Annotated in this window: 21 protein-coding genes and 1 pseudogene; 15 read left to right on the forward strand and 7 right to left on the reverse strand. The window is 44.3% G+C overall.

The features are described from left to right. Nucleotides 1-11: 11 nt before the first annotated feature. The 3 genes from xdhB to guaD all read left to right on the forward strand — a co-directional run bounded on the left by xdhB (nt 12) and on the right by guaD (nt 5,083). Nucleotides 12-2,582, forward strand: coding sequence for a xanthine dehydrogenase molybdopterin binding subunit (gene xdhB, locus FOR85_RS04495; protein WP_144296899.1), 2,571 nt, complete (start codon nt 12-14; stop codon nt 2,580-2,582). After that, nucleotides 2,575-3,567 (forward strand): XdhC family protein, encoded by a 993-nt coding sequence (locus FOR85_RS04500; protein WP_223808506.1) that lies wholly within the window; start codon nt 2,575-2,577, stop codon nt 3,565-3,567. Before xdhB ends, FOR85_RS04500 begins: the two co-directional genes overlap by 8 nt. A gap of 70 nt (nt 3,568-3,637) precedes the next feature. Continuing rightward, on the forward strand, nt 3,638-5,083 hold the full coding sequence (gene guaD / locus FOR85_RS04505) for a guanine deaminase (RefSeq protein ID WP_144296900.1): 1,446 nt from the start codon (nt 3,638-3,640) through the stop codon (nt 5,081-5,083). 98 nt (nt 5,084-5,181) lie between these two features. Here the strand turns inward: guaD and FOR85_RS04510 are convergent, their stop codons facing one another. Beyond that, nucleotides 5,182-6,354 (reverse strand): cupin domain-containing protein, encoded by a 1,173-nt coding sequence (locus FOR85_RS04510; RefSeq protein WP_144296901.1) that lies wholly within the window; start codon nt 6,352-6,354, stop codon nt 5,182-5,184. Nucleotides 6,355-6,506: 152 nt separating this feature from the next. Here FOR85_RS04510 and FOR85_RS04515 point away from each other — a divergent pair, with 152 nt between their 5' ends. Next, entirely contained in the window at nt 6,507-6,698 is a 192-nt protein-coding gene (locus FOR85_RS04515) for an NF038104 family lipoprotein (protein ID WP_068408670.1), read from the forward strand. Nucleotides 6,699-6,843: 145 nt separating this feature from the next. Here FOR85_RS04515 and purB read toward each other — a convergent pair whose 3' ends face one another. Then, the gene (gene purB / locus FOR85_RS04520) at nt 6,844-8,235 is read right to left on the reverse strand and encodes an adenylosuccinate lyase (protein WP_144296902.1); all 1,392 of its coding nucleotides are present in this window, start codon (nt 8,233-8,235) and stop codon (nt 6,844-6,846) included. An 88-nt stretch (nt 8,236-8,323) separates the two neighbouring features. Further along, the gene (gene mnmA / locus FOR85_RS04525; protein ID WP_144296903.1) at nt 8,324-9,550 is read right to left on the reverse strand and encodes a tRNA 2-thiouridine(34) synthase MnmA; all 1,227 of its coding nucleotides are present in this window, start codon (nt 9,548-9,550) and stop codon (nt 8,324-8,326) included. Between the two features lie 289 nt (nt 9,551-9,839). Here mnmA and ispF point away from each other — a divergent pair. From ispF to FOR85_RS04555, 6 genes and pseudogenes are all read left to right on the forward strand, one after another. Next, nucleotides 9,840-10,316 (forward strand): annotated as a pseudogene (ispF, locus tag FOR85_RS04530) (2-C-methyl-D-erythritol 2,4-cyclodiphosphate synthase); the annotation flags it as partial. A gap of 217 nt (nt 10,317-10,533) precedes the next feature. Further along, a complete protein-coding gene (gene grxD / locus FOR85_RS04535; protein WP_068408679.1) occupies nt 10,534-10,884 on the forward strand; it encodes a Grx4 family monothiol glutaredoxin in 351 nt (116 codons plus the stop codon). A gap of 201 nt (nt 10,885-11,085) precedes the next feature. Then, the gene (locus FOR85_RS04540; protein WP_144296904.1) at nt 11,086-11,634 is read left to right on the forward strand and encodes a hypothetical protein; all 549 of its coding nucleotides are present in this window, start codon (nt 11,086-11,088) and stop codon (nt 11,632-11,634) included. 258 nt (nt 11,635-11,892) lie between these two features. Continuing rightward, complete coding sequence (gene mnmG, locus FOR85_RS04545; protein WP_144296905.1) at nt 11,893-13,788, forward strand: tRNA uridine-5-carboxymethylaminomethyl(34) synthesis enzyme MnmG; 1,896 nt, start codon at nt 11,893-11,895, stop codon at nt 13,786-13,788. Between the two features lie 192 nt (nt 13,789-13,980). Then, nucleotides 13,981-14,184 carry a ChaB family protein gene (locus FOR85_RS04550; protein WP_068408683.1) on the forward strand — a complete coding sequence of 68 codons (204 nt, stop codon included), beginning with the start codon at nt 13,981-13,983 and terminating at the stop codon, nt 14,182-14,184. Between the two features lie 222 nt (nt 14,185-14,406). After that, the gene (locus FOR85_RS04555) at nt 14,407-15,366 is read left to right on the forward strand and encodes an AEC family transporter (protein ID WP_144296906.1); all 960 of its coding nucleotides are present in this window, start codon (nt 14,407-14,409) and stop codon (nt 15,364-15,366) included. 119 nt (nt 15,367-15,485) lie between these two features. On the opposite strand, the gene FOR85_RS12615 is transcribed toward FOR85_RS04555, so the two are convergent. The 3 genes from FOR85_RS12615 to FOR85_RS04565 all read right to left on the reverse strand — a co-directional run bounded on the left by FOR85_RS12615 (nt 15,486) and on the right by FOR85_RS04565 (nt 17,931). Continuing rightward, entirely contained in the window at nt 15,486-15,638 is a 153-nt protein-coding gene (locus FOR85_RS12615; protein ID WP_190295496.1) for a hypothetical protein, read from the reverse strand. 48 nt (nt 15,639-15,686) lie between these two features. Further along, complete coding sequence (locus FOR85_RS04560) at nt 15,687-16,688, reverse strand: LLM class flavin-dependent oxidoreductase (RefSeq protein ID WP_144296907.1); 1,002 nt, start codon at nt 16,686-16,688, stop codon at nt 15,687-15,689. A gap of 313 nt (nt 16,689-17,001) precedes the next feature. Beyond that, nucleotides 17,002-17,931: a LysR substrate-binding domain-containing protein gene (locus FOR85_RS04565; RefSeq protein WP_068408688.1), complete on the reverse strand. Its 930-nt coding sequence runs from the start codon at nt 17,929-17,931 to the stop codon at nt 17,002-17,004. A 476-nt stretch (nt 17,932-18,407) separates the two neighbouring features. Between FOR85_RS04565 and FOR85_RS04570 the strand changes: the two genes are divergently transcribed. The 5 genes from FOR85_RS04570 to FOR85_RS04590 all read left to right on the forward strand — a co-directional run bounded on the left by FOR85_RS04570 (nt 18,408) and on the right by FOR85_RS04590 (nt 25,020). Next, nucleotides 18,408-20,276 carry an MFS transporter gene (locus FOR85_RS04570; protein WP_144296908.1) on the forward strand — a complete coding sequence of 623 codons (1,869 nt, stop codon included), beginning with the start codon at nt 18,408-18,410 and terminating at the stop codon, nt 20,274-20,276. 65 nt (nt 20,277-20,341) lie between these two features. Further along, nucleotides 20,342-21,250, forward strand: a complete 909-nt coding sequence (gene prmC, locus FOR85_RS04575) for a peptide chain release factor N(5)-glutamine methyltransferase (RefSeq protein ID WP_144296909.1) — start codon at nt 20,342-20,344, stop codon at nt 21,248-21,250. Nucleotides 21,251-21,352: 102 nt separating this feature from the next. Continuing rightward, the gene (locus FOR85_RS04580; RefSeq protein WP_144296910.1) at nt 21,353-22,147 is read left to right on the forward strand and encodes a HesA/MoeB/ThiF family protein; all 795 of its coding nucleotides are present in this window, start codon (nt 21,353-21,355) and stop codon (nt 22,145-22,147) included. Nucleotides 22,148-22,216: 69 nt separating this feature from the next. After that, nucleotides 22,217-23,572: an AarF/ABC1/UbiB kinase family protein gene (locus FOR85_RS04585; protein WP_144296911.1), complete on the forward strand. Its 1,356-nt coding sequence runs from the start codon at nt 22,217-22,219 to the stop codon at nt 23,570-23,572. 119 nt (nt 23,573-23,691) lie between these two features. Next, the gene (locus FOR85_RS04590) at nt 23,692-25,020 is read left to right on the forward strand and encodes a YbfB/YjiJ family MFS transporter (protein WP_144296912.1); all 1,329 of its coding nucleotides are present in this window, start codon (nt 23,692-23,694) and stop codon (nt 25,018-25,020) included. On the opposite strand, the gene FOR85_RS04595 is transcribed toward FOR85_RS04590, so the two are convergent. Continuing rightward, nucleotides 25,017-25,505: an Lrp/AsnC family transcriptional regulator gene (locus FOR85_RS04595; protein WP_144296913.1), complete on the reverse strand. Its 489-nt coding sequence runs from the start codon at nt 25,503-25,505 to the stop codon at nt 25,017-25,019. The two genes, FOR85_RS04590 and FOR85_RS04595, sit on opposite strands and share 4 nt — an antisense overlap. Between the last annotated feature and the right edge of the window lie 204 nt (nt 25,506-25,709).

Here is a 25,709-nt window from a genome sequence, read left to right on the forward strand (position 1 = left end):
GAAGAGACACTATGAGCCATCATTCTTCACTATTTGACAGTTATAGTATACGCCGACAGCGCCCGCCAAAAAATAAAATCGGTACGGGAGTCAAACATGACAGTGCTATCAGCCATGTGATGGGAACGGCCACTTACGTCGATGACATGCTAAAACCGCAAAACACCCTGCATTTAGCGATTGGTAAAAGCACTCATGCCCATGCCCGTATCGTGCATATGGATTTGAGTGCAGTATGGGCGGCCGATGGGGTGGTCGATGTCATTACGTTTCAGGATTTGCCTGCTAAGACTGATATCGGCCCAGTGTTCGATGGCGATCCATTAATGGCAGATAAAGTCACCGAATACGTCGGTCAAACCTTATTTGCAGTCGTTGCAACCAGTCACCGTGCCGCCAAAAAGGCAGTGCTGAATGCGCTAATAGAATATGAGCCATTAGCAGCCATATTGACTATCGATGACGCATTAGAGCAAGAGCAGTTTGTACGGCCAAGCCACTTTATGCAGCGCGGTGATACGCAAGCTGAGCTAAAATCAGCACCGACGCGTATTGCAGGGCATATTCATATGCTTGGGCAAGAGCATTTTTATCTTGAGGGGCAGGTATCTTACGTTGTGCCTTGTGATGATGGCGGTCTTGAAGTTTATACGTCGTCGCAGCATCCAAGCGAAGTGCAGCAACTGGTCGCTGAAGTAGTGGACCTGCCATTTCATGCGGTGACTACCATTGTGCGTAGAATGGGCGGCGGCTTTGGCGGTAAAGAAACCCAAGCTGCGGCGTGGGCGTGCCTGTGCGCTATCGTGGCTAAGCGCCAAAATATGCCAGTCAGTATGCGCTTAGATCGACAAGATGACATGGTGGTGACTGGTAAACGGCACGAGTTTTCCAATCGCTATGAGGTCGGCGTCAATGAAGACGGACAGATACTTGGAGTCGATATGCAGCTAGCAGGACTATGTGGCTATTCGCCTGATTTGTCCGATGCTATTGTCGATCGGGCGATGTTTCATTGTGATAATGCTTACTATTATCCGGCCGCGCAGATAGCAGGTCACCGCTGCAAGACCCATACGGTATCTAACACTGCTTATCGCGGTTTTGGTGGGCCACAAGGTTTGCTAACCGCTGAATATATGATGGATCACATTGCTTATACGTTAGGCAGAGATCCGTTGCAGGTACGTCTAGCAAACTTATATCAAAACGGTCAAAGCACCCATTACGGTCAGCCGATTGAGCATTTTGATTTGGGGACTATCATGCGGACGCTCGCACAGGATAGCGATTACGATAAGCGCCGTCAGCAAATTATCGAAGCAAATAAAAAGGCTGAAGCTGAAGGCAATGATAAACGCTGGGGTCTAGCGTTAACGCCAGTGAAATTCGGTATCTCATTTACCGTGCAAACCCTCAATCAAGCTGGCGCTTTGGTACTTATTTATACCGATGGCACGATTCAAGTCAATCATGGCGGCACCGAGATGGGTCAAGGGTTATATATTAAAATTGCCCAAATCGTCGCCAACGAGTTCGATGTTGATTTGGATACCGTCAAAGCAACCGCTACCCGTACCGATAAAGTGCCAAACACCTCGCCGACGGCTGCCTCATCGGGTACGGATATGAATGGGAAAGCGGCGCAAAATGCCTGTATAACCATTAAAAATCGTTTGCTTAAGTTTGCCTCTGAGCATTTTAAAGTCAATGCCGAAGATGTCCGTTTTGAGCGCAATCACGTTCATATCGGCACTAAAGAAGTGCTTACCTTTGCAGATTTTGTCTTGCTCGCTTATCAGCACCGTATTAGTTTGTCTTCGACTGGCTATTACAAAACGCCCAAGATATTTTATGACCGCTCAAAAGCGTGGGGTCGACCATTTTTTTACTTTGCCTTGGGCGCTGCCTGCGCAGAAGTTGAGATTGACACTTTAACAGGAGAGTACAAAGTGCTGCGCTGCGATATCTTGCACGATGTCGGACAATCGATTAATCCTGCAGTTGATATTGGTCAGATTGAAGGAGGCTTTGTGCAAGGTATGGGCTGGCTGACCACTGAGGAGCTTATTTGGGATAAAAAAGGCAAGCTTGCTTCTAACAGCCCCGCTAATTATAAAATTCCTACGGCACATGATTTGCCTAAACAATGGCGCGTCAAACTGTTTGATCGTAAAAATGAAGAGCAGACTATTTATAATTCTAAAGCCGTTGGTGAGCCACCGTTTATGTTAGCAGCGAGCGTTTGGTGTGCGATTAATAATGCCATCGCAAGCTTGGGTAATTATAAGAAAAATCCAGAGCTGACCATGCCAGCGACGCCAGAGGCCGTACTAAAAGCCGTCATGCGTCTACAAGGGCAAGCGTGGGAAATCGCTTCTAAACCAGATACCGAAACTATTGAAAGCTTAACGCCAGCTGACGATGACTGCGGCATTGATGACGATCGCGTACTGCCGCAGCAAGTACCGCATGCGACAGACACGACACCGCCTGCGTCTGAAGGTCAATTGTTTGATGAAGAGCCTGAGGCGATAGAAAACCCTAACGTCTCAACGGCTCGTGGACCAGCTCATAGTGAATAAGTCACTTATCACGCCAATGCCACCAACGAAATGGTATAAGGGACTGGCGCAATATCAGCAGCAGGGGGTTGCCCATGTATTAGCGACGGTCGTTGCCGTCAATGGTTCGGCACCTCGCGATCTACAATCTAAAATGATTGTCACGCTCGATGACTGCTGCGATACATTGGGCGGTGGGAGTTTAGAGCATGATGTAACGCTAACAGCGCGGCAACTATTAAATGGCGAGCTTGAGCCAAATAATTCGAAAGCTTCCTCTCAACCATTAAAAGCAGGCAGGTCTGCAAAAGCACAAGCGGTACGCCGTGAAGCAGTTTACAGCAAACATTATCCATTGGGCGCTAAGTTAGCACAATGCTGCGGTGGTAGCGTGACGGTGATGTTTGAATGCTTTCACTTAACACCACCGATGTCGCTATTGGTTTTTGGGGGCGGACACGTAGCTACCGCATTAATGAGCATATTGGCTGAGCTGCCTTGCCAAGTGGACTGGATAGACAGTCGTCCTGAGATGTTTGAGCGTTATCTGAGCGCTGAATCTGGCACAGTGGACGGACAGGTAAATGACCAATTACCAGCGCATATTCGTGTGCATATTGACGACGATCCGGTTGATTTTATCCGTCCATTTTTGACCAATGGCGCTCGCAGACTATCTACAAATAAAGGTACGCAATATTTTATTTTAGTCATGACTCATGATCACAGTCTTGATTTTGACTTGGTGCGCGCGGCTTTAGATTGTTTGCTAGCTACTGATTCAAAGACTGCATTAAAGGAAAGCAGTGCGCGGCCTTATGTCGGCTGTATCAGCTCGGCAACCAAAGCCAAGCGCTTTAAAGAAAAGTTGCTGCAGCGCGGTTATAGCGAAAAAGTCGTTGATAAGGTAACGATGCCAATTGGCCTTGAGATTGGCGGTAAAGAACCAATGGCCGTTGCGGTATCTATCGCCAGTCAAATTTTGCAGCTGTATCACCAAGCATAAATATTATTTCTAATTAACATTTATCAGTAAAACTTTATTGCCTTTTACTCTATTTAGGTGAGACGCCTTTATGACCATACATATTTATCAAGCACGACTGCTGCATTATCTAACCGAAGACAATCTGGCTAAGAGAGAAAAAAGCACCAACAGCAGTGATACAAGCACTAATGATACGCATGCCAATGATGCCACACTACCAGTGGTTGATAAAAATGTCATATTGCGCCCTGTAATCGCAGGTATTAATGTTTATCCTGAGTATATTGCCGAAGGTGCTTTGGTCGTCGATGATGTGAGCGGTCACGTGCTAGACTATGGCAGTAAAAATGTGATTATGGCGCGATATGCTAGTAGTAGCGCACAACAGAGCAAAGCGCCCGTAGAGATTCACGATTATCAAGACAAGCTAATCATGCCAGGCTTTATTGACACTCATGTGCATTATCCGCAGATAGATATGATTGCCGCCTTTGGTGAGCAATTGCTTGATTGGCTCAACAATTACACCTTTGTCACCGAAGCCAATTTTAGTGACCCACAGGTTGCGCATGATACCTCAAAGTTCTTTTTAAACCAGCTGCTTGCCAATGGTACGACCAGCGCTTTGGTGTTTTCGACCAGTCATCCTGAGTCTGTTGAAGCGTTTTTTGAAGAAAGTACTCGCCTAAATACGCGCATGATTACCGGTAATGTACTGATGGATCAAAATGCGCCCGAGCATTTGTGTGTACCGACTGAGAAAGGTATCCGCGATTCGCAAAATATTATTGACAAATGGCACGAGCACGGTCGTCAACATGTGGCGATTACGCCAAGATTTGCCATCACATCGACGCCAAAACAGCTGCAAATGGCTGGTGAGTTATATCGCAGCTATGAGAGTGTATATCTGCAAACGCATCTGGCCGAAAACCTGGCTGAAATTGCCTTTGTACGTGAGCTTTATCCCAAACATACGGGCTATCTCGACGTTTATCATGATTTGGGGTTACTGGGAAGGCGAACTACTTTAGCTCATGGTATTTATCTTGAAGCATCAGAGTATGAGGTGCTGCGTGATACTGGGACGCAAATTGCCCATTGTCCAACGTCCAATTTATTTTTGGGTAGTGGTTTGTTTAATTTATCTAAGACTTTACGTTATACCGGCGTTAGTATCGCCACCGATGTAGGGGCAGGAACCAGTTTGTCGATGCTGACGACGTTATCGGAAGCTTATAAAGTGCAACAATTACAAAACAACCCATTATCCGCGCATCAAGGCTTGTATCAGATTACTTTGGGTAACGCGCAGTCGCTATTATTAGACGATAAAATCGGTAACTTTATGCCTGATAAAGAAGCGGATTTTGTAATAATAGACATGGGCGCGACAGAGCTACTCGCGCGCCGTATGATGCAGACAAAATTACACGATGAGCAGTTATTTGTGCTGATGATGCTTGGCGACGATAGAGTGATTGAAGAAACAGTCATTGCTGGCATGAGCCGTTATAAAAAAGGCGTGGTATAAAAAAGGGGTAATATAAAATAAGCTGACAAATAGCCAGCTTATTTCAAGGTGAATTTTTCAACAACACTCATAATTATTGAGTGGTTATGGCTACCGTATCATTCGGGATATTGTAGCCACACCCAACCATTCTCTAACCATTCGCTTAAATCATCTGGGTCAATATTTTTAACATCTTGACTTTGTAAATGCTTACCATTGGCCAAACGCATTAGCACAGCGGCCACATCCGCATCCAAACCATCAAGGCGCTGACCGTTGGCATATAGCGTCACGCCATCATTGGTTTGGCTATAAAGCAAACGATTGCTATAGTCGGCTTGTAGCGTTGCGCCATCTGATAGGGCCTGCATCAACTCATCAGTATCTAGCGTTTCTTCTGGTACCAGCGCATCATACTGGCGTTTACTAACAACTTCGGATACTGCTTGACGAATGATATCGTTGCCGCGCTCAGATTGGAGCATTTGTAAGAGCTGGTCTTTAATCGCCTCGATACTGCTTGCTGTCAATTCACCCGACGCTTGTAGTGTTTGTGGCAGTAGCATTGGAATAAATAAATCGCTGTCGTTGGTAGCAATATCAGCCAGACTGTCGATGATTTGCATCAAATTCGGACGACGACAACCAAAAGAGAAGGTTAGGCAATCATTTTGCGCGACGCCAAAGTGTGATAATTTCGGCGGCACATAAAGTACGTCGCCCGCTTCTAATATCTCATCAAAAATAATCTCGCCCATATCATCGAACAATCTAATCGGCTCATCGGCGACAAACTCAGTGTTTTTATCACAAAATTTGCCAAGCTGCCAACGACGCTGACCGTAGCCTTGCGCTAAAAACACATCGTAATCATCATAATGCTTGCCGACTGAGCCGCCTTTTGGCGCATAAGACACCATGATATCGTCGCGTTGCCACTGCGGGATAAAATCAAACGCTTGCCACAATTGTCCGAGCTCAGGCGACCATTGTTCAAGGTTTTGTACCAGTACCGTCCATTGTTCAGGTAAATTGTCAAAATCGCTTTCAGTTAAGGGACTTTTTTTAAGTTGCCATTGCGCTAGGCCGTCTTGCTTAGTAGCGGCTTGGGTGAGCAGGCGTGCAGCCGCGTCTTCTTCAATAGCAAGACCAAGCATATCGTCTGGCTCAAACATGCCAATTAGCTGCGGTAAGCCTTGCTTAATAAGGAGCGGTCTTTTTTGCCAATATTCACTTAAAAATTGCTCAGGCGTGATAGAGTCGGGCAAGCAAAGAGGAATTGTGGTCATTGATAAATCCATGTCTAAAAATGGGTATAAGAGAAATAACAAGAGATGCTTTATAGGAAAGTTTTAATAGTTTATGATTATCGCCTAGCTGATAGCGAGTATTACCGTATGAATAGTTGCTGTCAGAACACCTCATCAATCGTAGGAAGTTTATGAAAAAATTACATTTTATCGTTATTATCGCCAGCGTATTTTTATTACAAGCTTGTGTGCACAAGGTTGTGACCGTGCCAGCTAAAATCGCTTATAAAACCACCAAAGGCGTGGTCAAAGGCACAGTGGCGGTCGGTAAAGCCATCATACCGGGCGACAGTGATGACGATGATAAAAAAGATAAAAAATAAAACCTTACCCATTAACTAACTGTCTTTTAAGACAAGTAATATTAGGTAAGGTTAATGTTTTTCTTAATATAAATGAATAGGCAGTCCTACTCATTTATATCTATTTCAAAATATGTCCGCTAGCTACTTCAAGCTTGATCAGAGATTAAAGCTTAGCAATCCAGTCTTTAATCGTGCGAGCTTGCTCAGCGGCATTACCAGTATAAGTCGCAGGCGTCAGCTCACGTAGGCGCGCTTTATCGCTATCTGAAACCGCAGATAATTCATCGCTTTCAACGAAAGTTAGCATGGCCTCACGCGTCATGGCATTGCCGCGGGTTAAGGCTTTGAGTTTTTCGTACGGGTTCTCAACGCGGTAACGACGCATGACCGTTTGAATCGGCTCAGCCAATACTTCTTGCGCGTTATCTAAGTCGTCATTTAAACGCTGTGCATTCAATTCAAGTTTACCAACGCCTTTTAGGCACGCATCATAAGCAATCATACTTTGCGCTAAGCCAACACCGATATTACGCAGTACAGTCGAGTCTGATAAATCGCGCTGCATACGTGAAATCGGTAGCTTTTCACCCAAATGAGCGAGCATTGCATTCGCCACACCCAAGTTACCTTCTGAGTTTTCAAAATCAATGGGGTTGACTTTATGCGGCATGGTAGAAGAGCCGACTTCACCATCTTTTAGGCGCTGTTTAAAATAGCCTAAGCTAATATATTGCCAAATATCACGGTTAAAATCGATTAATATAGTATTAAAACGTTTGACCGCATCGAACAATTCAGCGATATAGTCATGCGGCTCGATTTGAGTGGTGTAAGGGTTAAAGGTTAGCTCTAGGTGCTGGTCAATAAACTGCTCAGCGTGTGCTTGCCAATCAACATCAGGATAGGCTGAAAAGTGCGCGTTATAGTTACCAACCGCGCCATTGATTTTACCGAGTAGCTCAACTTGACCGATTTGTTTGATTTGGCGGGCTAAGCGATAAGCGACGTTTGCCATCTCTTTGCCCAAAGTCGTTGGACTTGCAGTTTGACCGTGCGTGCGTGATAGCATTGGCTGGTCAGCATGAGTAATCGCCAAATCAACAATGCTATCGGTCACTTGCTGCATTTTTGCAACCACAATCTCGCGGCTGTCTTTTAGCATCAATGCGTATGACAAGTTGTTGATATCTTCACTGGTACAAGCGAAATGAATAAACTCCAAGCTGTCTTCTAACTGCTGATTACCACGGAATTTGTCTTTGATAAAGTATTCAACCGCTTTGACATCATGGTTGGTCGTCGCTTCGATATCTTTAATCGTTTGCGCGTCCGCTTCGCTAAAGTCGTCAACGATGCTGTTTAAAAAGGCATTGGTATCAGCATCAAACGCTGCCAACTCACCAATTGCGCTATTATCTGCCAATGACTGTAACCAGCGAATCTCGACGGTAACGCGAGCTTTAATCAGACCAAATTCAGATAGATAAGGACGCAAGCTGTCGGCTTTAGATGCGTAACGGCCATCGATTGGAGAGAGTGCGGTAAGTGGAGTCATAGTGATGCCTCAAATAGTTGTCAAAAGTAACAGGAGTAAAAGTGTTAAAAATAAGCAAAAATGAAGAAAGGTTGAAAGTTATTTAAAATCAAAACCCACAAGGCGCATCGATAGCGGCAATCACACCGCCACCAAGACACACCTCATCGATATAAAATACCGCTGATTGACCAGGCGTAACGGCTCGTTGCGGCTCATCAAATACCACACGGACTTCACTGCCATCATCATTTAGCGCGTAAACACGGCAGGCCTGATCGGGCTGACGATAGCGAGATTTTGCCATACAGCGTAAGCCTTCCGTGCTAAAAATATTGGCAGGCGGCAAGCCTTCGACCCAGTCAAGCTTATAAGCTTGTAGCTCATTACTCATCAGCATCGGATGCTCATGACCTTGACCGACGATCAAACGGTTTTTAGCCAAATCTTTTGCTAGTACAAACCAAGGCTCTTCTGGACGGTCTTTGACGCCACCGATACCGATGCCGCCGCGCTGACCTAAAGTATAATACATCAAGCCATCATGCTGACCTATCACATGACCGTCGTCGGTGACGATATCGCCTTTTTGTGCTGGCAAGTACTGTTGTAAAAAGTCTTTAAAACGGCGCTCACCAATGAAGCAAATACCAGTAGAATCTTTCTTTTTAGCCGTCGCCAAGTCATGTTCTTCAGCGATTTGACGCACGACTGGTTTTTCAAGCTCGCCTACCGGGAATAGCGTCTTAGCGATTTTATCGCCGCCGACCGCATGTAAGAAGTAGCTTTGGTCTTTATTATTATCTAGTCCACACAAGAGCTGGGCGACGGTTTCACCGTTGTTATTTTCATAGTTCACGCTGCGGCGCGTATAGTGACCAGTGGCAATATAATCAGCACCGAGGGTCAACGCATAATCTAAGAACGCTTTAAATTTGATTTCTTTATTGCATAAAATATCTGGATTTGGGGTGCGTCCAGCTTTGTACTCTGCTAAGAAATGCTCAAAAACGCGATCCCAATATTCCATTGCAAAGTTGGCGGTGTGCAGCTTGATACCGATTTTGTCACATACCGCTTGCGCATCTGCTAGGTCGTCCATCGCCGTACAGTATTCGGTGCCGTCATCTTCTTCCCAGTTCTTCATAAACAGACCTTCCACTTTAAAGCCTGCTTGCTGAAGCAAAACGGCCGATACGGAAGAGTCGACGCCGCCTGACATACCAACGATGACGTGCTTGCTGCTAGGATTGTCAATATTGGCAAGCGTCAAAGGACGATGGATGCTAAAAGCGTCTGAAACGGGTAGACTTGAGGTGTTTGGCGTGGCTGACATAGAATTGCTCAACAATTTATACCTTACCCAAAGTATAAAATGCCCCTATTCATCGATAAAAAGACTAAGAGTGATAGACTTAGTCAGCGGATAAGGTCATCTCATTTTTTGGACGGGGTATTTTGGACTGGGTATTGTGATAAAATAAGCGTCATATTATAACAGTTAATCGTAAGCGGTGGCGAGCTATGCACGCTCATGTTGTCTAAAAGCGCTTTAGAAATTTAGATAGCGGTTCTAAATTATTTTAATCACTCTTCATTCACTTAGTAATTCACTTGGAATAATAATGATAAAAATTGGTCAAGGTATCGATGTCCATGCGTTTCATAATACGGGCGAGCAGCAGCAATACGTGATACTGGCGGGCGTGCCGATAGAGCATACCCATAGTTTGCTGGCACATTCTGATGGCGATGTGGTGCTCCATGCGCTTGCTGACGCGCTGCTTGGCGCATTGGCACTTGGGGATATTGGGCAGCATTTTCCAGATACCGATGCGGCGCACGCCGGCTTGGATTCGCGCGTCCTACTCCGTTATGTGTATGGTAAAGTCCAAGCTGCCGGTTATACTTTAGGCAATGCTGATATCACGGTGATGTGTGAGCGCCCAAAATTGGCACCCTATAATTTGGCGATGCGCGAAAATATCGCCAGTGACTTGCAAACAGCTGTGAGTAATGTCAGCATTAAAGCCACAACGACTGAAAAACTGGGCTTTACCGGTCGCCAAGAGGGTATCATGGCCAATGCCGTGGTATTATTGGTACCAAATATGATGATGTCTGACGACAATATGGCTAGCAATACTATTTCTGATGTTAACGTTTCAGATGCTAATATGCCTAATGTTTAATCCCTAATGGCTTAGTAGTGAGTCATGATGGTTGCAATAAACGGCAATCGCCCCATGTAGCAGCCACAGGCCAAATTTAGCGTGACCTATCTTTTTTTGATAATAGTTTTAATAAATAGGAGCTTTTATGAGTGAGCAAACCCCAAATACTGCTGCAAACGATGTTGAACAGCTGATTCGTGATCAAATCAAAGACAATAAAGTCATCCTTTATATGAAAGGCACACCGCAGTTTCCACAGTGTGGTTTTTCTGCTAAGTCGATTGAGGTTTTGACCCAAATTGGCCGCCCGTTTGCTTATGTTAATATTCTAGAAAACCCAGAAATTCGTGCTACGTTACCGAAGATTGCTAATTGGCCAACGTTCCCGCAATTATGGATTGACGGTGAATTGATGGGCGGTTCAGACATCATTTTGCAAATGTACCAATCAGGCGAGCTAAAACCTTTGGTTGAAGCCAATAGCCCAGCTGCTTAATGGTTAAGCGTTTTTATTGGGCAGTTAATAAGCCTCAATAAATCATTTAGAAATTGCAGCAAAGTAAACCTGAATAGCCATTTCTCTTCATGAAGAAAGGCTATTCGGGTTTTTTATTGTCTATGCAATTTATTGTTTTTATCGCTTTTAGCCCCATATAGTGTCCAAGATAAATATATTTTGCCTAAAAGCGAGAGTTATATGAGTAATCACTTAGCAAACACCGAATTACCAAATACAGAATTAACGGAGCAGCAGGAGGCGGCTGAACAAGCGGCTATCGAAAAACGCCGCGAGTATTTAAAAAACGAATCAACCCGTTTAATCGATATGGCGGGCAATGAGCCAAATTCTGCCCTTAAATGTATCCATCAGCTTAGCGTAGCAGGCGGCGCAACTGAAGCGACTTATATTGCCATTGAGCAGCGTATCGTCGCGGATCAAGATGCAGCTGGTGCTTATCATTTGGCATTATTGGCACAAAACACCCCTGATTTACCCATCGATGCGCGGCAACTTATTGAGATGGTTGTGCTAAAGGGTGATAACGCTCAGCGTTTGGCCTTGCTAAAAAACTTGCCATTGCCGCCAGTTGAGATGATTAAAGAGCAAATCTTGGCGACCAATGACGGCGACGCTATTGGGCAGATGAATGCCTATTTGCAGATTAACCCAGAAGCTTACGGCAGCCACCATATGCTGGCAAGTGGGCAGGCTGACCGTATTGTACCGCTCAGCCCTGGTAAATAAATCCATTCGAGGTTTATCAAGCTTTTATTGATGCACCTTTATGATTAATGGCAATAGCAGTTAATTTAAATAGTTTTTCGTATAACGTTTTTTAAACGGTAAAAAATTGTTATAATTACCGGCTATTTTACCTATCTTTAATGGCTCATCTGAGTCGTTATCTCTTTTTTAAATTCGACTGACGCTTATTGACCGGCAGCCATGCTATTTGACATAGCATCACGCTCACGGTTGCGTCGAGAGTCAAGTGAGGCATACATGCAATACCCAAAAAATTACGGCGTGGTAGTGATCGGCGGCGGTCATGCTGGCACAGAAGCAGCTTTGGCGGCCGCACGTATGGGTGCGCAAACGTTACTCTTGACGCATAACATTGAAACGCTAGGGCAGATGAGCTGTAACCCTGCGATTGGTGGTATTGGTAAGTCGCATTTGGTACGTGAGATTGATGCGCTTGGCGGTGCGATGGCACTGGCGACTGACAAATCTGGTATCCAGTTTCGAGTGCTTAATAGTCGTAAAGGTGCTGCCGTGCGTGCCACGCGTGCGCAAGCGGATCGCATTCTTTATAAAGCCGCCATTCGTCATACGTTAGAAAATCAGCCAAATCTTGATATATTCCAACAAGCAGCAGATGATATCTTAGTCGAAAATGGTCGCGCGACCGCTGTTGTGACGGCAACGGGGATTGTTTTTAACACCCAAACTGTGGTGCTGACTTCAGGAACGTTTTTAGGCGGTGTCATTCATATTGGTTTGGAGAATTCAAAAGGCGGACGCGCAGGCGATCAGCCTTCTATCAAGCTTGCAGATCGTTTACGCGAATTGAAATTACCGGTGGGTCGCCTAAAGACCGGTACACCAGCACGTATTGATGCGCGTAGCGTTGACTTTAGCGTGATGACAGTGCAGCCAGGCGATACACCGCTGCCGGTGATGAGCTATATGGGCGATGTGTCCATGCATCCTGAACAGGTCAATTGCTATATCACCCATACCAATGCGCGCACCCATGACATTATCCGTGAAAACCTAGACCGCTCACCGATGTTCTCAGGCAAAATCGAAGGCGTTGGGCCGCGTTATTGTCCATCAATTGAAGACAAGATTCACCGTTTTGCCGATAAAGACAGCCATCAAATCTTTATTGAGCCAGAAGGTTTGACCACGCATGAGCTATATCCAAACGGTATCTCAACCAGCTTGCCGTTTGATGTGCAATTAGACTTTATCCATAGTATGAAGGGTCTAGAGAACGCACACATCACGCGTCCCGGCTATGCGATTGAGTATGATTATTTTGATCCGCAGAACCTAAAACCAACGCTTGAGACCAAGTCAATCGACCGCTTATACTTTGCCGGTCAAATCAATGGTACAACAGGCTACGAAGAGGCGGGCGTCCAAGGTTTATTAGCCGGCACTAATGCGGCATTGATCACCTGTGAAAACAGTGAATTTGATATTTGGACGCCGCGCCGCGATGAAGCCTATCTTGGCGTACTGGTCGATGACTTGATTACGCATGGTACCACTGAGCCATATCGTATGTTTACCAGCCGCGCCGAATATCGTTTGCTACTGCGTGAAGACAATGCTGATCAGCGTTTGACTGAGACTGGTCGCAAGCTTGGTTTGGTAGATGATGTGCGCTGGCAGGCTTATCAAGAAAAAATGGAAGCCGTTGCTACCGAAACCTCGCGTCTTAAAGATATTTGGGCAACTCCTGCTAATGCTTTAGGTCAGCAAGTCACGGCGCAGACAGGCGAGGTGCTGTCTAAAGAATCGACTGCGTATGATTTATTAAAACGTCCGCAAATACATTTTACTGATATCGCGGCGATTACTGGTTCAGAGGTTGATAGCCAAGTCGGTGAGCAGATTGAGATTTCTGTTAAATACGCCGGCTATATTGACCGTCAGCAAGAAGATATCGATCAGATGAAGCGTTTGGAAAATACTGCCTTGCCAATGGATTTTGATTATAGTGTGGTGTCGGGATTGTCCAATGAGATTGTGCAAAAGCTGGCGCAAATTCGTCCTGCCACGCTTGCCCAAGCGGGACGCATCAGCGGGGTCACGCCTGCCGCCATTCAGCTATTGGCGATGACCGTCAAGAAGCAGAAAAAAGCCCAAGCAGCGTTAAACTCATAATAATGGTTTAGCAAATCTTAAAGCTTTAAACTGTGTTTATAAAAGAAGCCCGTAATGACAAAGCGTTACGGGCTTCTTTATGGCAAATACCTTAACAATTTCAAAACAGTTTCCTGATTTAAAACTTGATAATTTAAGACGTGCTCGTTTAAGAGTAGGATAAAAGAAAAATAATTAGCAAGGAGTAATGATATGCCTTACGATAAATTGTCTGAATTACCCGATTCGGTAAAAGATAATCTGCCTAAGCACGCGCAAGAAATCTTTTTGGCCGCATTCAATAGCGCCAGTAAACAATATGACGATGAATCACGCTGGTTTGCTACCGCATGGGCCGCTGTCGAAAACAGTTATGAGAAAAACTCGGACGGCAAGTGGGTGAAAAAGTCTGATTAGGCGTGTTTTCATTTTAAAGTTTTAACCATTTTTAGCCCATTTAGATATATATCGATTGAATTGAGAACACGCCCTCGTATTCAAAGCAGCAATAGCGGCGTTATATACACTATAATAAAATAGCTTTCCGTTATCCAAGCTAACCCATTTTAAAATACCTACTCACCATTGCTGTTTATTTAACAATATAGCTTTGGATATATTCATAACCTGAGCTTATTTATGACCGCTGCTATTATTTTTGCCATTACCATCGTATTGCCCAACCTTGTTTTGATGTGGTTGGGTTTTTTTATGCAAAGGCGCGGTGAGGCAAGCCAAGCTTTTATCGATCAAGCATCCAGCTTTGTCTTTAATTATTGTTTACCGTGCTTACTGTTTTTTAGCGTGGTTGATAGCGAGGTCGATTATGCCAAACAAATGACTTTAATCATTGCTGGTATTGTTGTGACCTTTATTTTGTTTATAGGCGCAGAGATTTATGCCAAGGCTTTTGTCGATAAGCCTGCCGACCAAGGGGTGTTTGTACAAGGTATCTTTCGCAGTAATATGGCGATTATCGGTCTGGCAACCGTCGCCAACGCTTATGGAGAGCAGGGTTTAAGTATTGGTGCCGTCTATATGGGCGTGGTGACGATATTATTTAATATCTTAGCGGTCATTACCTTAAGTCGGGTGTCCAAAAGCGCCGACGATACATGGGTCAGTCGTAGCATAATGATTGTCAAAAAACTGTTTACCAATCCGTTGATTATCGCCTTGGTCGCAGCTTTTGCTTATAAAGCCCTGCCGCTGCCGCCTATTAGCGGCGTCATTCATACCACTGGCGATTTACTAGCTGCGGTGGCATTGCCATTGGCGCTGATTTGCGCGGGTGCAAGTATTGATTTAAAGTCGATGTTGCATCCGTCAGGTTTATCCATGCAAGCCAGTATTGGACGTATTGTGATTGCGCCTATAATCGCTATCGCAGTCGGATTGGGTTTTGGCTTATCAGGCGTGCATATGGGTGTGCTGTTTTTGATGGTGGCGTCACCGACGGCGGCGGCCAGTTATGTGATGGCGAAAGCCATGGGCGGTAATGATATATTGGCGGCCAATATTTTAGCATTTACCACCGTGGTGGCAATGTTTGGTATGGCGATTGGTGCGGCGATATTACGCGGATTAGGGTGGATATAGCATCGATAATAATGTTAGGTATATGAGAAATGCTTTCGCTTTTAATAAAAATAAAAACAGTCGTTATAAAAAAGTCCCCTTTTTAAATTAGAAAAGGGGACTTTTAAGATTTATTGTCGTTATCTCACATTGTCTTTATCATGATTATTCACGCGGCGATGTTTGCGTTTAGGGCTAACACGATACGTCAAATAACCGCCAATAATCAAGACCACAATAAAAGCGACGATGTATAAAAATATTGATGAGCCGATAAAGGCAGAAGGTTCCATGACCATAATCTCCTTAAGGTTTATCAATAATTATGCAAGCGGCGCGGGTTATTGTAAAGTAAACAAGTTTAACTCAGATGTAAGTTCCAGTGAACGCAGACGCGCTGCTTGATCGTAAACGTTGGCAGTGACAATCAGCTCATCTGGTTGATACTTTGCGATAAATTCTGCCAGTTTTGGTTTGACCGTTTCGACAGAACCAACAAATGACACCGATAAAGCGTTGTCTACCATCATTTTTTCCGCAGGGCTCCAGATGCTGTCCATATCATGAGTTGGCATAGGCATTTGTCCACGCTCACCACGGCGCAAGCGGACAAAGCTTTGCTGCGCTGAGGTAAAGTGATAATGCGCCGTTGCATCGTCGTCAGCCAGTAGCAGGTTAGCCGCCAGCATTACATAAGGCTTATCTAGATGCGCTGATGGTTTAAACTGTTCGCGATAGGCATTAATCGCTTGTGCCATCATCTGCGGCGCAAAATGCGAGGCAAACACATAGGGTAGGCCTAAATGCGCTGCTAGAGTGGCGCCAAAAAGAGACGAGCCCAGTATCCAAATAGGAATATTAGATTTCGCCCCTGGGAATGATTGCACAGGACTGTCATCGGTGCCATCACCTAAGAAATACATAAGCTCTTGGACGTCTTGCGGGAAACGATCGGCATCTTGCATTTGACGGCGCAGCGCCTGAAATGTTGCACCATCGGTACCTGGTGCGCGGCCTAAACCTAAATCGATACGGTCACCGTATAACGCCTGCAAGGTACCAAACTGCTCAGCAATGATAAGCGGTGCATGGTTGGGCAGCATAACGCCACCAGCCCCGATGCGTATGCGCTTGGTTTGGCTACCGATGTGCGATAACAGCACCGACGTCGCCGCACTAGCGATACCCGGCATATTGTGATGCTCGGCCATCCAATAGCGGTTGAAGCCAGATTTTTCTGCTTGCTGCGCGATAGCAACGGTTTGGGCAATGCCTTCAGCAATGGTTTTGCCTTCGGGAACGGGTGCTAAGTCTAAAAATGATAATGGAATTGTGTTGCTCATGATTCACCTATTTTTATGCGGTCGCCTTGCAACGACGTTTTTATAGTTAGTTTTTAAATATCAGGAATAAAAAGCAGGCTGATGATTCAATAGCTCATATGATGAGGCAGTTATAGAGAATATAAAGGTCAGCCCTTAAAATAATAACAAATCGTAATAGTTCGCAGCATGTATAAGAGCAAAAAAACACCGCTATCTATTGAGAACGGTGCCATTTGTATTTATCAAAGAAATCATGATTAAGCAGAATGCTTGAAGTTATTATTCATTGCCTAAGTGCTGAGTTTTAAAAAGCTACTCACTACATTCAAAGCTACTGACTAAATTGCTTTTGGCATAGTTCCATAAAGGCGCGTCCGTATTGACGGATTTCTGCATCATCACGTACCGCCATCCAACTGGTAAAACGTCCAAAATGATCGACAGGAATGGCGGTTAAATTATGATAATGGCTTGGCTCAAATGCCATTTCAGCGATAATACCAATGCCCAATCCCAGTCCAACATAAGTGCTAATTACGTCGGCATCAAGAGCTGCGAGTACAATATCAGGCTCAAGTCCTGCGTCGCTAAAGGTTTTGTCAATCGCGCCGCGTCCCGTAAAGCCGCCGTGATAAGTGACAATCGGGTAGCTGGCAAGGGTTGGCAAATCAATCGATTCTAAACCCGCCAGCTCATGGTCGCTCGGTACAATAACCCGATGCGTCCAGTCGTAATAACGGTAGCAGCGTAGATAATCATTGTGCAACAAGGATTCGGTCGCAATGCCGATATCCGCCTGCCCACGAATAACCATCTGCGCGATGGTCTCGGGATCCGCTTGTTGCAGGATTAAATTAACTTTAGGGAAACGATCTTTAAATTCTTTGACCACTTTTGGCAATACATAACGCGCTTGCGTATGGGTGGTCGCAATGGTCAGTGTGCCAATATTGGGATTATTAAAATCCAAACTGAGGTTTTCGATGGTCCGGATTTCAGCAAAGATAGATTCGATATGCGGCATGAGTGCCGTGCCCATGGTCGTCAGCCCTGTTAGACGTTTGCCTTGGCGCACGAACACTTCGGTTTTAAGCTGGTTCTCAAGTGCCGCGATATGCTTTGATAGACTCGATTGGCTGGTATGCAGCACGGTAGCTGCTTGACTCAAATTATAGCCATTGATTACCGTATGCCACACTGTTTCCAACTGTTTGAGCTGGATTTGTAGATGCCGCTGATTGACCACTACGTCGATTGCCATCATTTAACCCTATGTATAAATATACAAACCTCGTCTGTATATAAAAATAAAAAACTACAAGCATTCAATAAGTCGCTAGTGTAAATCAAAGTTATTATTCTCGTATATAATAAATGGCTATGAATTTATACTAATTCGGAATATATAGTAATTTATTTTTCTTAAATTGACAATAGGTGTTTAAAGCAATAGACAACGAAAGAAAGATTGTTTTAATGTTTGGGTGAGCTACTGATACACGACGTTACCGTATTGAAATAAACGGTGTTGCCAAATGCTATGGTTATTAAGTTAATGCAAAAACATCTAGTCAAGGTTAGCGTTCTCAAGTACCATAATTCAATTTTGTGCTAACGATGGTTTTTATACAACGCTGAGCAATTTTTATCGATCCTTTTTATCTATAATCAATAAGAAATGATTGATAAAAATTGTGCGCAGTTGTGTTCTTTTGTCTCAAGTTTTGGTGAGTTATTATGTCTGCTGTCCAACCTGTAACGCCTGATCAACCGATTGCCAGAAAATCATGGCTTGATGCGTTGCGATCTTTTTCCGATATTCGTGTCATGATTATGCTTTTTCTTGGCTTTGCCGCTGGTGTGCCTATTTTACTGGTTTTTTCGAGCTTATCATTATGGCTGAGTGAGGCAGGTCTTGAAACAGGTGTCATCACGATGTTTGGTTGGGCAGGTCTCGGCTATTCTTTTAAATTTATTTGGGCGCCATTAATTGATTCTATGCCATTGCCGTTTTTGACCAAGTGGTTAGGTCGTCGTCGTGCATGGATGTTTGTATCACAACTTATGGTACTGATTGCTATTTTTATCATGGCAAGTGTTAATCCTGTAATAGAAAATGTTCTTTGGGTTATGGCACTGGGCGCAGTCTTGTTGGGATTTTCGTCTGCTACACAAGATATTGTGGTGGATTCCTACAGAATTGAGCTGGCAGGGTTTGAATTACAGCCAACGTTATCTTCTATCTATGTGGCTGGTTATCGTATTGGGATGATTGTTGCTGGGGCAGGCGCGCTTTATTTGGCGACTTATTTTGGCTCTTCAGAAGAATTTTATAGCTATGAAGCGTGGCGTAATACTTACTACACAATGATGGCCGTTATGTCAGTTGGTCTGCTAACTACATTTGCCATTTATGAGCCTACTGCCGAAACAGTGGAGCTAAATAAGCAACAAAGAAATTTAAAAGTGTTTTCTATTTATGCCGCTTTTTTATTAATTCCCGGTATTCTTTACGGCTTGCCCGTATTTATCAGCACCTTTGCTACTAGAATATTAGACATACCGCTTACCTTAATACCTGTTGAATTTGTCCCAACGATCAACATGTATTTCTTAATTGTGGTCGCATGTGCGCCATTTTTATTGATATATTTTATTTTAAACCAACCTAAGATACTCAATAAAGTCGCCTCAGTGGTGCAGACACGTAATGACAATATTAGAATATTATTATTGTTTATCTTGTCTGTTTTAGCATTTATCGCTGCTTTTGTCTTTATTGGTAAAGTGTTTGAGAGCCCTGAAGGGGTGTTTTTGAAGTTTGTATTGGAGGTGGTCAGATTACTGGGTAGCTTAGCAGTGGCAATGGGTGTTGGTTATGTACTTATCGCTGTTGGACTAGCCAAAAAATTGGTTGCCAAACAATTATGGGTTGATCCTATCGCGGATTTCTTCCGTCGTTATGGTAAGCAAGCGATACTGTTATTACTACTTATTGGTTTCTACCGTGTGTCAGATATCGTCGCAGGCAATTTATCCAACGTTTTCTACGCTAAGATGGGCTTTACCAAAATTCAAATTGCGGATGCAGTCAAATTTCTTGGATTGTTTATGACGATTGCAGGGGGTTTTTTAGGTGGCCTCATCGCTCAAAAAATGAAAATGATGCACGTGATGCTAATTGGTGCTATCGCCTCTAGCGCTACCAATTTATTATTCATCTTGTTAACCTATCATCCAGGCGATATGAATTATATGTATTTGGCCGTAGTAATTGATAATTTAGCAGCTGGTTTTGCTACTGCGGTTTTTATTGCTTTTTTATCTGCTTTGACTTCTGTGAAATTTACTGCAGTACAATACGCGATATTCTCCTCACTCATGACATTATTCCCCAAAGTGCTCGGGGGCTATTCTGGTGGTATTTCGGATAACGTGGGCTTTGCAAACTTTTTCTTGATTACTTTTTTAATTGGTATCCCTGTATTGATACTGATTTATTTGGTTGACAAACATGTTGTTATTGGTAGTAACGACGACATTTATGGCGATAATGACAGCAGTGATGGTAAATTAAATAAAGAGCCGCCCCGCGCTTCAGAGTAGTTAATGCATGACATATGGCCAGTTCAACAGGCTTATTTAGTAAACAGTAATTTTACGAGTTATCTATGACAGCAGCTACCATTGGGCAAATAAAACAAAAAATTCAGCAATTGACGAATGCAGCTGCAAGCAGTCATTTGCCCTCGTTTTGGCTCACGGATTGGCTGTTGTTTGTCATTGAGCAGCCAAGCTCTTTTTTAATCACGGATGAAAACTATCAACTGACCGATAGCGAGCTTACGCAATTTTATGCGGGTGTGACTAAGATGCAGCAGGGCACGCCCTTGGCGTATTTAACGGGACAGCAAGAATTTTGGTCGCTGAATTTTACAGTCAATGAGCATACATTGATACCGAGACCCGATACTGAGGTACTGATTGAACAAGTTTTAGCTTGGATAAACGCTCAACCAAACCGCAACGATGACGATAATAAACCAAAGCGTCTCTTAGATTTGGGCACTGGCTCAGGCTGTATAGCGATTAGCCTCGCGCATGAGTTAAATAAGCGTCAGCCAAACAATAAGGCTGAGAGATGGCAAGTGGTTGCCGTTGATTTATCGCTAGAGGCGTTAAAAGTGGCTAGGCATAATGCAGTGGTAAATGAGGTTGCTGCTGATATTAAGTTTATCCAAAGCAGTTGGTATGAGGCGCTGTCTGTTCAGGATGAGCCATTATTTGATGTGATTGTATCCAACCCGCCGTATATCGATGAAGAAGATGAGCATTTAGCAAGACTGGTCGCCGAGCCGATTAGCGCCTTAAGCGCCCCCAATCATGGACTTGCCGATATAGCGCTTATTGTTAAGCAGGCACCGCAATATTTGAATGCAGCGGGGCTTTTAGCAATTGAGCATGGTTTTGATCAAGGTTTAGCGGTTCGTCAGCTATTTTTGGACAATCGCTTTGAGTCTGTTCATACTGTGCAGGACTTTAGCGGTAATGACAGGGTGACTTTAGCTCAGCTGTTATAATTGGTTTTTAAGAGTACGTTTTTAAAGGTGAGTCTTTAAGAATAGGTTTTTAATAATGGATATTTTGCTTATAACTTGTGGTGAAAAATAGTGGTAGAAAGTATGACGCACTCCAAAGAAACAGGGCAGCTAACAGATGCAGAACTGCTGCGTTATGCGCGGCAGATATTACTTGATGGCTGGGATATCGATGCGCAGCTACGTTTAAAAGCCTCGCGAGTCGTGATGATTGGGGCAGGCGGTCTCGGTTGTCCTGCTTCTGAGATGTTAGTGCGGGCGGGGCTTGGGCAAGTGCAGCTGATTGATGATGATGTGATTGAAGCCAGTAATCTACAACGGCAAACGCTATTTTTACCTGAAGATATTGGCAAACCTAAGGCGCTGACAGCGGCTCATATGCTGACCAAAATTAACCCTTTGGTTAGGGCGCGTGGGACAGTGGCCAGATTGAGTGAAGACAATGCTTATGAGCTGCTTGAGATGGCATCTGGTAAGCCTGACTTACTTTTAGACTGCACGGATAATTTTGCCACTCGCGATATCATCAACCGCATTAGTGTGCGTTACCAGATTCCGTTATTATCCGCCTCAGCGATAGCCATGCAAGGACAATTGGCACTATATGAGCCGCACTTAAATACCGGCTGCTATCATTGCGTCTTTGGTTCGGTAACAGACGATGCGGCGGCGGATGAACGTACTTGTGCCAATTCAGGGGTACTCGCCACTACGCCCGCTATTATGGGTAACTTGCAAGCCAATGCAGCGCTACAATATCTAGGATTAACCAAAAATCCACTGACAAATAAGCTGTTAATATGGGATGGTAGCCAGATGCAGCAACGACTGATGGGCTATCGCAAAGATGTGCATTGTCCGATTTGTGCCAAACATTAGCAAATTGCTCAAGCTTTTTAACTCTTCCTATCCTCATAACCTCCTTTTTATTACCATAGTTGTTTTTTTATGAAAATTCATCGTCCGCATTTATTAAAGCATACCTTTAATGTCGTTAATCGTGTGCGCCAAACCGCAAGCGTTGCTGGTTTGTCTGCACTGAGAGTTGCAAAGGGTGAAAAACCTGATGCGATGCTGTTAAAAGAAACCTTTGAGCAATTGGGCACGACTTATATAAAAATCGGGCAGTTTATTGCCAGTACGCCGTCATTATTTCCACGTGAATATGTAGAGGCGTTTCAGAGCTGTTTGGATCAAACGACGCCATTATCCTACACTTATATCGAACAGGTATTAAAAGAAGAGCTGGCCGCCACTGGCCTGACGCTTGAAGAGATTTTTGCTTATATCGACGAAAAACCACTCGCTTCAGCGTCTATTGCCCAAGTGCATGCCGCGCGATTGCATAATGGTGATGAAGTGGTATTAAAGGTACAAAAACCTGGCGTTGAAACCATTATGCAAACGGATTTGGGCGTCTTACATGGCGTGACTAAATTGGTTGAGCTCCTAATGCCTTCAATGCGCTTTGCCAGTATTGCGCCAATCATCGATGAGATTCGTCTGCGGATGCTGGCCGAAACCGATTTTATCGCTGAGGCGCAAAATATCCGCGATTTTCAGCAATTTTTAGCGATATCAGGAAATACACGCGTCGTTGCGCCAACTGTCTATGAGGAGCTGACCACCAAGCGCGTGCTGACTATGAGCCGCTTATACGGCGTTTCTATGGTAGATGAAGCCGCCATGCGTCAGTATTGTAATGATCCGGCGCAAGTGATGGCAGATACCCTTAATACTTGGTTTGCCAGTCTCATGCTCTGTAATAGTTTCCATGCGGATTTGCACGCGGGCAATTTGATGCTATTAACCGATGGGCGTATTGGTTTCTTAGACTTCGGTATCGTTGGTAAATTAAAAGCGGAAAGCTGGCGCGCCTGCATGGGTATGATGCAAGCAATGCAAGACAGTGATTATCAAGCCATGGCGCGCCATATGGTTGATATGGAAATGACTCATGGCGGCAATCAAGTTGAGGTCGCGGCATTGGGCAATGATTTGCAGCGTATGATGAAAACCATTATGGCAGAAGACAAAGCATTTACCAGCGGCGTGCCTTTCAATAGTAAAGAGCAAGCTGATGAATTAAATAAAATGATGCTAGAGATTGTTGAGGTCGGCAAGCGTCATGGCATTCATTTCCCACGCGACTTTGCCTTATTGACCAAGCAAATGCTCTATTTTGATCGCTTTATGCGCACGCTTGCCCCTGACATGGATATGTTTAGCGATCAGCGCGTGCAAATGCTAGGGCAGACGGAAGCAGCTGAACAAGCAAGCAATCCAATTCGCAATATTTCTTAGTAGTAAGCACGTGATAGCAGTAAGTGTTGTATTGAGACGTTTTTCTATTTTTAATTGGTTAGGTATGGCTTTTTTTAACACAAAGGATTGTGGGCGTTTTGCCACAAAATGGCTCTGTCATGATGACTGCTCTTAAAAGCCGTGCTGCTACTATTATTACTCATCAAACGGCGATTGCTTGCATAGGGTTGTATTGTCTGGCAGTAGTGATGGGGTTCGGGCGCTTTTTATTTACCGCCACCTTACCTGATATCATGACGCAATTATCGTTAACGACGGTCATTGCAGGTTGGCTGGCCTCGGTCAATTATAGTGGTTATTTTATTGGGGCGCTGATTGCGATGTTTGTGCCTCAGCGTTTGACATGGCAAATGCTCATAACATGGACAGCCGTCAGCATCGTGACTACCATGCTATTGGTGGTGCCAAATCTGTCATTGAATAGCTGGTATATCATCAGGCTGCTATCAGGTATCGCCAGTGGGGTGGCGATGATTTTAAGCTCATCGCTGGTGATTCAAAGCTTTAGTGATGAGCGCCGCTCAGTGCTCTCAGCTTTGCACTATGCGGGGATTGGCGTCGGTATCAGTGCCTCTGCCGTCTTGACTTGGTGGCTATTAACGCTCGGTTATCATTTTGATATCATTTGGCTGGTAGCAGGAATTATCAGTCTGCCGTTATTATGGCTACTTTATGCTATCAGACCGCAAAGCTTGATTTCGTCCGCTTCACACTCATCTAAATCCACGTCTTCTAATTTACAATCCTTTCAGCAAAAGGTTCTCAAATCGAAGCCTGCCGAATTAAACCGCAGCAATCAACGCCTATCTGTACCGCAAGCTTATCGTAATTTTAAACGTTCGTTATATGAAGCGGCCGCTGGTCATAGTAAGGCGATTGCATTACTGTCGGCAAGTTATGTGCTGGCGGGGTTTGGTTATATTACGTCGGCGACTTTTTTGCCAGTCATGGCAACGCAGCGCCTGACGGCACAAAGCTATGCAGGGCTACTGATTTGGCTAGTGGTTGGTATCTTTGCCATGTTGTCAAACCCTATTTGGGGCGCGCTTGCCAAGCGTATTGGCGAAAGTAAAACCTTGATGGGGTTGACGTTGTTGCAAGCATTTGGCATGTGTTTGCCGCTATGGTTTGATGGCGCCGTTGGCTTGTACGGTAATGCGGTGATTTTAGGTTTGACCTTTGTCGGTATGGTGTCAATGACGCTTAATTTGATTAAAAATATCAATCCCGCTTACTCAAATTTGCTGATTGGACTGGCAACTTTGGCCTATGCCATAGGGCAGTTCATAGGGCCGCTGGTCACGGTAGCGCTGGCAGGGAAACAGGATAATTTTAACGCGGGTTTGTTGGTCGCGGCTAGCGGTTTATTATTAGGGTTGGTTTTAGTTTTCTTTTTTCAGCGTCAAGCTCAAAAGCAGTCAAACTAAACCACGCTACGGCTAAAGACTTCTCGTAGCTCAAAACTGGTATGCACTTGAGCGACGCCTTCGATACGATTGAGCCTATGCAATAAAAATTCCTCATAATGTGCCATATCACGCACCCGTACTTTGATTAAGTAGTCTTCGGTGCGACCGGTGACGATACTACAGCTCACCACTTCCTCAAAACTTTGGATTTTCTCTTCAAAAAGCTCAAAGCGATCTGCAGTATGGCGATCCATACTAATCGCAATAAAAACGGCTAAAGGATAGCCAAGCTTTTGCGCATCGGTCTGGGTATGGTAGCCGGTGATAATACCTGCTTCTTCCAAGCGTTTGATACGGCGCGCGCAAGGGGTCGCCGATAAATTCACCTGCTCGGCAAGCTCGGTAATACTCATACGTGCTTGGGTTTGTAGTAAGCGTAATAACTGTTTGTCGGTAGCATCAATATCTATAGGTAAAACATTGTTCGTATGATTATTTAACATCGAATATCATCTATCTAGTGGAATAATCTAATTATAGGTGGGATAGTGGTCTATTTCACTAAAATTTTATAAATAGTAGCTAAATAAAGCTGATTTCTAGCACAAAAACTTTGTTATTATAATGGCATAAACTTTTATTATCTCGTATGATAAAGAGTGCTTGGTCATTAGTTGCCCAGTTAAAACTATACTTCAACTCAGCTC

The organism is Psychrobacter sp. YGAH215, from assembly GCF_007280595.1.
Taxonomy (GTDB): domain Bacteria; phylum Pseudomonadota; class Gammaproteobacteria; order Pseudomonadales; family Moraxellaceae; genus Psychrobacter; species Psychrobacter faecalis.